A 9,642-nucleotide genomic window follows, 5' to 3' on the forward strand; every position below is an offset into this window, starting at 1 on the left:
AACATCCCGCAGCAGGCCTTCAAGATAGATGCTGCTGTAATCTGTGATGATGGCTGCTGCGCCCTGTACAAGCGCTTCAGTCTGTTCAACTTTCCGCTGATCGGTAAGGATGATGCGCTTAGAGCCCCTGAGCAGCGCGGCAGGTACAGGCCGGTCGTTCGGGTGCGGACGAAGGCACATCAGGGCATTTTCTTCACGGAGGAAGTCATCCAGCTTTTGGGCATCGAAGTCCTCAAAAGGAAACCATCTTGTGCGGCTGCGGCGGCGGTAGGTTGGTGCATAGAGGATGATTTTGGGGGCAGCCTCCCCGGTCTGTTTGCGGATTCCGAGTTTTGAGAGGAGCTCATCCGTTCCGTTAGCGGGCTGCATCAGCTGCTCATACATCGGGTAACCCGTTGGCCGGAAGCCGGATACCGGAATGCCGAAACGCCGGGAAAAAATATCAGAGACTACCGGAGATGACGACAAAAAATGGGTGATTGGTTTGAAGCGGTATTCCAGTACTTTACGGTGCAGCCAGTTGGGAGGGGCATCGGTACCGGGCCTCAGGTACTCGCCTTTTTTGGTCGGAAGGCCGTGATAGGTTTGAATGATGGCCGCATGCCGCGGCAGCCTCAGGAAGGCGAAATCGCTGGTGCCGTGTGTAAGGAAAACGGCGCGTGCTTCGCCAAGTTCCCGAAGTCCGCGCAGGGAGTGCTGAAGGGCAACCTTCTCCGAACCGAACCGCCCGCGGAGTTCTTCACACAGGCTCGGGCTGCGTGTAAGCCATACGGCATTAATACGGGGGTGCTGAACCAGGGCTTCAAATATGACGCGGGGATTGCCTCGGTAACCATCACCATGAAAGGAAGTAAGCACAACTTTCCGGGCACGGGGTGTGAAGCGGGGGATCAGCCGGGCAGACAGAAGTCCGAAAAACCACTGAACCGGATAGGGGGTCTTCCTGAACAGGCCCATTGGGTTCAGTTTTGCCCTTTTACAGCCTGCAAAAGCCTCAGGTTTTCTTCAACCCTTCTCAGATCGGTTTCGGAGTCAATTTCATCCCAAAAAACATCTGAAAAATCAACCATCCTGAGCTTTTGCCCATATTTTTTGAGTACTTCATCAATTGCGTACTCATAATAAATCTGCGTGCGTCCCTGTTCTATAAACCGGTTGAGGGTATAAAACAGATGCTCCGCAAATTCCGGCTCGAAGGAATAGATATTGACCGTTTTATATACAGTACCGGTTTCAGGAAGCTCAGGCCGGAAGTAGAGCGAATCAAGCCAGCCTGAACGGCCTACCGATGCCGTAGTTCCGGAATGTATGGCCGGGTTGTAGGTATCGAGGGCAATGGCTGACTGTGTCTTAAAAGCGCTCAGAACTTTGCTGTCAAAAATCAGGTCGCCTTCAAGAAGTAAAAAACTTTCATCGAGCCTGAGCAGATTGTAGGCAATCCAGAGGGAATAAATGTTATTGGTGCTTGCGTAGTGATGGTTGTAAATCACCTGAATTTCAGCCGGATAGTTTTTTGTACCGAGGAATTCTTCCAAAACATCTGCTTTATAACCGCCAACTATCACAATTTTGGTAAAGCCGTTTGCGGTGAGAGCGCGAATACTGCGATCTAACAGAGGGCACCCCTCTACATCAACCAGGCATTTTGGCTTCCTGCTTGTGTGTTCACCAAGTCTGCTTCCCAGGCCGGCAGCAAGTATTACGGCAGTAGTTATCATTGTAGTAAGAAAATCAGCTGTGAGCAATTGAATAAGTCCAAAGCCATGAAACTAAGAGAAACGCAACATACTTGCAATATAAATACCCAAAACTAACCCTCCGTTTGCAGCCCCTTAAACCGGAGCATCAGCCCAGCTCCGGTTTTCTTGCGAAGCCCATGATTCCGGTGCCTTTATGCGGTACGATGCGGGTATCGAGCCAGTTCAGCAGCATACCTGGCAGAAAAGAAACCAGGTACCAGAGTGGCAGCAGCAGTATGGCTCCAAAACCGAGTTTATTGAGTAGCAGCATGGGCCATTTAATGAGTATCACCCAGGCTGTGTGTCCGGCAGGGCCATAGGTGTAACGCAGACTAAGCGGCTGCAGGCCGGCCTGACGAAATTTTGACCGCAGCTCCTGCGCTGAATAGCCGGCACGGGCGTGTTCATCCACAAAAAAAGCATCCTCACCGGCATCTTCTTCGGCAAGGTGCGAGGGCGAGTGCATCAGAAAATAACCGCCGGGCCTCAGGCTCTGCATCATGTTGCGCATCACCTTCACATCTTCTTCAATGTGTTCGAGCACATCCACGCACAGCACCAGATCGTATCCGGGTGCGGTAAATTCAAGCAGATCCTGCTTTTGCAGGATGATGCGGCCCTGCGCAATTTCATCTTTAAAATACAGACGGCAATCTTCGAGGTAGTCTGCCTTCACATCAACAGCCAGGATGTGATCGACGGAAAGGTTTCTGAGCATAAAACGGTCGTACTGACCGAAGCCGTTGCCGGCATCGAGGATACGCAGTTTTTTGGGGTTTCCGCGGAAAATAAGCCGCAACTTCCTGCGGATATGCCAGCTTCTTAAAAAAAAGACATCAAGCGCCACATAAAAAAGGGTTCTCAGCAAGCCCGAATGCCTGATGATGGCTGCCAGCCGGTCTTTTACCGGGTCGTAGGCGATCTGACTCATAACTCAGCTTTTTTTACCGGTGTATTTCGCAGCTCCGAAACATTCACCATGCGTGTATCGCGTTTCTGACGAACCATCATTTCGCCGAACAGCCCCACAGAAACGAACTGAAACCCGAGCAGTATGAGCAATATGCCAAACAGCAGCAGCGGTCTGCGTGCGAGGAACTCCCCGTAAAAGAGGCGCATAATAACCAGATAAGCCGTAATTGCTGAGCCCGCAGCAACCGAGAGCGCACCGGCCGAACCAAAAAAGTGCATGGGCCGCTGCATGTAGAAATTGATAAAAATGAGGGTGATGAGATCCAGAAAACCATAAATAAAGCGGGAAATGCCGAATTTTGAAATGCCGTGTTTTCTGGGATAATGCACAACTTTCTTTTCCCCGATTTCCTGATAGCCGTCGGCCCAGGCCAGCAGCGGAATATACCGGTGCCGCTCGCCATAGAGTTCAAGCCTGTTCACTACTGCGCGGCGGTACACTTTGAGGCCGCAGTTGAAATCGTGCAGGGGGATGCCCGTTACCTTGCGTGTCACAAAATTAAAAAAGCGTGAAGGCATCGTTTTAGAGAGCGGATCCTGACGGTTTTGCTTCCAGCCGGAAATGAGATCGAGCTGCTGCGCTTTCAACTGCTCAATCATAAGCGGAATTTCCGCGGGATCGTCCTGCAGATCGGCATCTATGGTAGCCACATAGTCTCCGGTAACCTGCTGAAAGCCGTAATGAAGCGCCGTACTTTTGCCGTAGTTGCGTTTAAAGCGGATGGCTTTCACGCGCTCGTCGAGCGCACAAAGCCGGTCGATTACCTGCCAGGAGTTGTCTTTCGAGCCGTCATCCACAAAAACAAGCTCTACCCTGAAACGGTCGTTAAGGGCTTCGCAAAGCTTTTCATAAAGCTCCTGCAGGGAGTCCTGCTCGTCGAGTAACGGGATTACAACACTTACGGTTTCCAAACTTGTTCCTGTAAATCTGCCGGGTGAAACAGGCAATCGTTTTATGGAGATTGCCTGAATAAACTTATCTTAATTGGTGTAACGAACTGCCTGCATTTTCATGCATAAAATTCGGTAAACACCAGCCTGTACGCGATCAGTACGCATACAGGCAAACCATGCCTTAAAACCTGCTGATAGTAAGGGGCGGCACTGATAATAATCAATGAACGCCTCAAAACTGTATAGCCTGCCAAAATACGGATTCTCCGGTAAGTTCACATGGAAAAACTGTACTACAAAATTAGTGAGGTAAGCCGGCTAACCGGCGTGGAACCGCACGTGCTGCGCTATTGGGAGTCTGTTTTTGAAGAGCTCAGCCCTGCCAAAAACCGTGCCGGCAACCGTATTTACAGCCCGCGCGATATCGACCTGATTATGGAGCTTAAAATTCTGATCCGCGACAAGCAGTTCAGTACTTCCGGCGCACAGCAGGAAATGCAGGCACGCCGTAAAAAACCAAAAACCAAAGACGGCGAAACCCCGGAGCTTTTCCCGAAAAACACAGATCTTCAGCGGGATTTACGGGAAGTGCGCCTGCTGCTTCAGCAGTTACTTGATAAATTGTGAGTGTATTTCTGACCACAAATCTGCCGGTCTTGCCGGCTCGGATTAATTGATTACTTTAGGGTTCAAGATTCTGTTCCATCTATTTTATTATGAGTTTGATTCCGCTTTTCCCTTTACAGCTTGTTTTATTTCCGGGTGATAAACTGCCACTACACATTTTTGAACCCCGCTATAAGGATATGGTCAAAGAATGCCTCGAACTTAACCTGCCATTCGGGATTGTCAGCTTTATCGACAAACAGGTATCGAAGGTCGGTACTTTTGCAAGCATTGTGCGTGTTGAAACCGAATACGACGACGGGCGGCTGGATATCGTAACCCGTGGCAGCGACCGCTTCATGACCCGCTCCTACTCACACAGCCGCACATTTCTGCAGGGCTCGGTTACGAGTTTTAATGATGAGCAGCAGCTCAGCCCTCAGGATGCAGATCTGCTTGCACAGGTACTTTCGCAGTTTGAAGAGCTTGCAGAGCTGGCCAAACTCCGGTTTGAAAACCCCGCCCTTGCAAATCCCAAAAACGCGTTTGGCTTTGGGCACATCATCGGCTTCGATTTGGCCCAAAAACAGAACCTGCTGGAAATCAAATCAGAAACCGAACGGTTGCAGTACGTTCTGGAACACATCAAACGCTCCATTCCCCGCCTCAAAGGTTTTCAGGATACGCGTGACCTGATCAAATCCAACGGTCATTTCCGTGAGTTTCCCCCACTCGATTTTAACATCTGAATTCAGCTGACCCGGGCAGCTTTTCCTTTTATTCCTACCTAAATCTTTGATTTTCCATTATGAAACTTTCTTCCGTCCGAAAAGGACCTTTCACCTTGTACACCATCGAAACCGGCCGCTTCAAGCTCGATGGCGGTGCCATGTTTGGGGTTATCCCCAAGCCCATGTGGGAGAAACAAATCCCCGCTGACGATCAAAACCGGATCGACATGGCCATGCGCTGCCTGCTGGTAAAATCTGAGCAGACCGGCCGCCTGTACCTCATCGACAACGGTTCCGGCGATAAATTCAACGAAAAGATGTCCGCCATTTACGATTTCAGCTACCCGTACGGCAATTTGCATGATTCGCTGGCAGCGCACGGGTTCACCGCTGATGATGTGACGGACGTAATTTTCAGCCACCTCCATTTTGACCACTGTGGCGGCACAACCAGCTACAACGAAGCCGGCGAACCCGAGCTTGTCTTCAAAAACGCAAACTTTTGGGTCGGCGCAAAACACTGGGCTACGGCCAACAGCCCGAATATCCGCGAAAGGGCTTCTTTTTTTAAAGAGAATCTGGAGCCGATGCGGCTGAGCAAGCGCATGAAATTCACCAAAGAGGGGGACGAGTTCGAGCCGGGCTTCGGTATGGCTTTTGTGCACGGGCATTCGGAGGGGCAACAGCTTCCCGTAATCCGCACCGGCGATTTCAGCCTTGTTTTTGCGGCTGACCTCATCCCGACTGCGGCACACGTGCCTATGCCCTGGGTAATGGGCTACGACATGCGCCCCGCCGATACCCTCAGTGAGAAGGAAGTGCTGCTCAAACAGTGGTTTGAAGAAGGCTGCTACCTCTTCCTCGAACACGATGCCCAAAATGAAGTAATCAGCCTGGTACAGGGCAAGCGCTACATCGAAGCCGGCGACGCCATCACACTCGCCGATTTGTAATTGATTTCACGGGGGGATGAATGCTGCCCCCGCCCGCTTCGTTTTCGTAACACGGCAGGTCTGCCATACCATCCGGCAGACCTGCGCGTTTTTTTTGCAGGCTTAGCCAATTGATAAATCCATATTTTCACGTTCCGGTTTTTTCATCAGATTCAGACCCAACACCTTGAGTAATTCAGCCACAAACCCCGCAACGCGCATCGCATACTACCGTCAGATAGCCGAAGAGGCCTGGACCAAAGCAAACCGGCAGCGAAAACTGGCCGTTGCGCTGGGCGGACTCTCCGGTTTTCTCACCGTTTTCTTTATCCTGATGCTCATAGAGCAATCGGCATGGCTGTCACCCCTGCTCAAAAGCAGCCTGTGGCTTGCCGGTATTGCGGCCGGAGCATCCATTTCCTGGCTGCTGCTCCAAAAACTGCCACCCCCTGATCGCGTTTCATTTAACCGAAGGCTCACGAAGGATACCGGCCTGCAGGAACTCCGCTACCTGCTTGATCTTGAAAAGCAGGAAGCCGGTACCTCCCCGAGCCTGCGTGAGGCAGCGGTGGCCCAAAACCTTGCAAGCCTCAGCAAAATTGATTCCAACCCGGCTGATACAGCAAAACTCCGGCTCACCCGCTGGCAGGCTGCAACACCGGCGGCCGTCATATTCAGGCGCAGCTCCCTGATTTTCACCGGCCTTTTGCTGATTAATCTGATTTTCGCGGGTTTCAACGAAGGAGTCGGCACACGTTCATTGGCCTTCTTGAGTGTTTTTGAAAAACCAAACCCTTATGTTTTCACGGTACAGCCCGGTACAACAACCATCGAGCAGGGCGGGCGTTTCTTTGTTCAGGTCGATTTCGAGGGCGACCGGCCTGAGGCTGTGGGGATGATGCTCCGAACCCGCGTGGAAGAACGCTTCCGGAACATCCCGCTTGAAATGACTTCTCCCGGTCGTTTTGTATCCCCGCCACAGGAAATTTTCGAGGATTCCGAGTACCGCATTCAGATGGATGGCTTCGAGACCCCATCATACAAACTCACCGTTTCACAGATTCCGCGATTCCGCGAACTTGTGGCGCGGGTTGTGCCTCCTTCCTACACCAGGCTTGAACCGGCCCGTTTCACCTACCCCTTTACCCGGATTGAGCTGGCTGAAGGCTCCGTACTCGAACTCGAAGGCAAGGCGAACAAACAGCTTGAGCAGGCCCTGATCCATCGCGCAAATCCGGCTGATTCAACCGAAGTTTCAGCAACACTTACCATAGCTGATACAGCAGACCCAACCCGCTACACTCATACCATGCATGTGCTTCAGCCTGACACCCTCCGCTTCACGCTTCAGGATGCCGACGGGCTCGAAAACCGCAATCCGTTCAGCTTCAGCCTTCGCGTAATCCGCGATCAGCACCCTACGGTGCGCATCACACAGCCGGAAGCCGTTATTCAGAAACTCAACCCCCGCGAAGTTACCCTGCGTGTAGAAGCCCGCGACGATTACGGCTTTACCGCCATGCACCTGCGCTACGAAGTGCGGGAAGGCTTCAGCGACCAGACCCGCAGCGGATCTATCCGCATCTCCGGAACCGCACCGGCTTCGGCCAACCTCAGCTACGACTGGGACCTCAGCAGCCTGAACCTGCAATCGGCCGATGAGGTTGTTTACTGGATTGAAGTTTTTGATAATGATGAAATTAACGGACCAAAATCGGCCGTTTCGGGGCGAAATATTATCCGGGCGGCATCGCTCGCGGAAAGCCTGTTGCAGCAGGAAGAGCAGGAAGATGACCTGCAACAGCGCCTCGAAGACCTCAGCCGGCAGCAGGAACAAGCCCGGGAAGACCTTCAGCAACTTCGGGAAAACATCATCCAAAACCCCGACGAAACCTGGGAACAGGAGCGCATGACCGAAGAGATGATGAGCCGGCAGGAGGAAGTATCCGAGCAGGTACGTCAGCTTCAGCAAGAGTTTGAGCGCATGCGGGATGAAATTATGCAGGATAACGTAATCAGTGAAGATACCCGCCGGCTGTACGAAGAGCTTCAGCGGCTGATGGATGAAATCGACGACCCCGCGATTCTGGAGATGATGCAAAAGCTTCAGGAAAGCATACAGAACATGGATCAGCAGCAGATGCGTGAAGCCCTTGAAAACCTTGAGTTTAATGAGCGCAATTATCAGGAGCGGCTTGAACGTACAGTTGAACTGTTCAAACAGCTGCGCCTGAACGCTGACCTCGACCGTGCCGCTGCCCTGCTCGAGGACCTTGCACAGCAGGAAGAACGGCTCATGGAAATGGATGACAGTGAGGCACAGCAGCAACAGCAGCAGGCCATTCAGGAGGAACTCGACAAGCTTCAGGAGAAAATGGAGCGCATGGCCGAACAGGCCCCCAACCGGCAACAGGCCCGCATGGAAGAACTTTCCGAACAGATGCAGCAGCAAATGCAGCAGGTTCAGGAGCAAATTGAGGAAAATATTGAGCAGCTCGGTTCGCCCGACGGAAGCCCGCAGGAAAGCAGAGAGCAGCAGGAGCAGATCCGGGATCAGCTCAGACAGATGAGTGAGAATATGGCGCAGGCCCGCTCCCAAATGAATCAGGAGCGCATTAACGTAAATATTGCCGCCCTGAAATCCATCTTCCAGAGCATGCTAACGCTTTCAGAAGCACAGGAAGACCAAAACCTCGAAACCCTGCAGCTTGAAGCCAACAGCATCGCCTTTGTGCAGCAGGCGCGCTCGCAGCGCAACATTTCGGCCAACTTTGCAATTGTAGTGGACTCCCTGTATCAGGTGGCCAAAGAAATTCCCAGCTTCACCAATGCGGCGCTTGAGCATCGCCTGAATGTTGAACGTGTACTCGGGCAGAGCGTCGATTACCTGCGTGAGCGCAACAGGAATCAGGCTACTACAGCCGAGCGAATGGCGCTGGGCGGCCTCAATCAGCTCACTGGCATGATTGCCGATTTACTGGATCAGCTTGATATGGACGGCGACGGAGAAGGCGGGGGCGGCGGAATGTCGGCAGAACAGATGATGCAGCAAATGGAGCAGACGGGCGAGCAGCAACAGCAGCTAAATCAGCAAATTCAGGACTTCATCAACGATGTTGCCGGCGACCGGCTCACGCAGGAGCACATGGAACGGCTCGACCAGATGGCGCGGCAGCAGAACGAAATTCGGCGTCAGCTTGAAGAAATGCAGCGGCGTGGCGCACTCCGGCCAGGCGACCGGCTGCTGAGCGAGTTCGAGCGCATGCTCGAACAAATGGAAGACACCATCAACGACCTGCGCGGCGGCAACACCGATGATATTCTGGTCGAGCGCCAGCAGAACATATTGTCCCGCATGCTGGAAACACAGCGGGCCTTTGATCAGCGCGAGGAAAGCGACGAGCGCCGCGGCATTTCCGCGGAAGATATCGAGCTCTCGCAGCCTCCGGAAATGACGCTGGAAGAGCTTGAGCGAGAGATCCGCCGGCGACTGCAGGATCCGAATCAGACCCGGTTCAGCGAAGATTACCAGCAGCTGATCCGCATCTATTTTCAGATTTTACAGGAGCTTGAAGGCCAGGAACTCATCCTGCCTGACTGATAATTTAAAGCATCTTAAAAGCAGTACTTGCTTTCAGTGCAATTTGCTCTTATATTTGAATTCTTTGCAAAAAACAAACGGGGCGTAGCGCAGCCCGGTAGCGCATCTGCTTTGGGAGCAGAGGGTCGCAGGTTCAAATCCTGTCGCCCCGACGTTTGAGATTGCTT

At 52.4% G+C, this 9,642-nt stretch carries 8 protein-coding genes and 1 tRNA gene; 5 read left to right on the top strand and 4 right to left on the bottom strand.

Going from position 1 to position 9,642, the window contains the following annotated elements:
• The 4 genes from LAT75_RS13930 to LAT75_RS13945 all read right to left on the bottom strand — a co-directional run.
• A partial coding sequence (locus LAT75_RS13930) for a CDP-glycerol glycerophosphotransferase family protein (protein WP_291483288.1) occupies window positions 1-957 on the bottom strand: 957 nt, incomplete at its 3' end.
• A 5-nt stretch (window positions 958-962) separates the two neighbouring features.
• The gene (locus LAT75_RS13935) at window positions 963-1,718 is read right to left on the bottom strand and encodes a phosphocholine cytidylyltransferase family protein (protein WP_291483289.1); all 756 of its coding nucleotides are present in this window, start codon (window positions 1,716-1,718) and stop codon (window positions 963-965) included.
• Between the two features lie 127 nt (window positions 1,719-1,845).
• Window positions 1,846-2,670: a class I SAM-dependent methyltransferase gene (locus LAT75_RS13940; protein ID WP_291483290.1), complete on the bottom strand. Its 825-nt coding sequence runs from the start codon at window positions 2,668-2,670 to the stop codon at window positions 1,846-1,848.
• Window positions 2,667-3,623 carry a glycosyltransferase family 2 protein gene (locus tag LAT75_RS13945; protein WP_291483291.1) on the bottom strand — a complete coding sequence of 319 codons (957 nt, stop codon included), beginning with the start codon at window positions 3,621-3,623 and terminating at the stop codon, window positions 2,667-2,669. The genes LAT75_RS13940 and LAT75_RS13945 overlap by 4 nt, the downstream gene beginning before the upstream one ends.
• A 261-nt stretch (window positions 3,624-3,884) precedes the next feature.
• On the opposite strand from LAT75_RS13945, the gene LAT75_RS13950 reads away from it, so the two are divergent.
• The 5 genes from LAT75_RS13950 to LAT75_RS13970 all read left to right on the top strand — a co-directional run bounded on the left by LAT75_RS13950 (window position 3,885) and on the right by LAT75_RS13970 (window position 9,627).
• Entirely contained in the window at window positions 3,885-4,232 is a 348-nt protein-coding gene (locus tag LAT75_RS13950; protein WP_291483292.1) for a MerR family transcriptional regulator, read from the top strand.
• An 89-nt stretch (window positions 4,233-4,321) separates the two neighbouring features.
• Window positions 4,322-4,960, top strand: coding sequence for an LON peptidase substrate-binding domain-containing protein (locus LAT75_RS13955; protein ID WP_291483293.1), 639 nt, complete (start codon window positions 4,322-4,324; stop codon window positions 4,958-4,960).
• 59 nt (window positions 4,961-5,019) lie between these two features.
• Complete coding sequence (locus tag LAT75_RS13960) at window positions 5,020-5,895, top strand: MBL fold metallo-hydrolase (protein ID WP_291483294.1); 876 nt, start codon at window positions 5,020-5,022, stop codon at window positions 5,893-5,895.
• Between the two features lie 166 nt (window positions 5,896-6,061).
• Window positions 6,062-9,475, top strand: a complete 3,414-nt coding sequence (locus LAT75_RS13965; RefSeq protein ID WP_291483295.1) for a DUF4175 family protein — start codon at window positions 6,062-6,064, stop codon at window positions 9,473-9,475.
• A gap of 78 nt (window positions 9,476-9,553) precedes the next feature.
• Window positions 9,554-9,627, top strand: a tRNA-Pro gene (locus tag LAT75_RS13970).
• Window positions 9,628-9,642 lie beyond the last annotated feature (15 nt).

It is taken from the genome of Cyclonatronum sp., assembly GCF_022565315.1.
In the GTDB taxonomy this organism is placed as follows: Bacteria; Bacteroidota; Rhodothermia; order Balneolales; family Cyclonatronaceae; genus Cyclonatronum.

Coding starts and splice junctions, on each gene's coding strand:
- LAT75_RS13940 (WP_291483290.1), bottom strand. CDS start 2,670: ATGAGTCAGATCGCCTACGACCCGGTAAAAGACCGGCTGGCAGCCATC.
- LAT75_RS13935 (WP_291483289.1), bottom strand. CDS start 1,718: ATGATAACTACTGCCGTAATACTTGCTGCCGGCCTGGGAAGCAGACTT.
- LAT75_RS13960 (WP_291483294.1), top strand. CDS start 5,020: ATGAAACTTTCTTCCGTCCGAAAAGGACCTTTCACCTTGTACACCATC.
- LAT75_RS13955 (WP_291483293.1), top strand. CDS start 4,322: ATGAGTTTGATTCCGCTTTTCCCTTTACAGCTTGTTTTATTTCCGGGT.
- LAT75_RS13950 (WP_291483292.1), top strand. CDS start 3,885: ATGGAAAAACTGTACTACAAAATTAGTGAGGTAAGCCGGCTAACCGGC.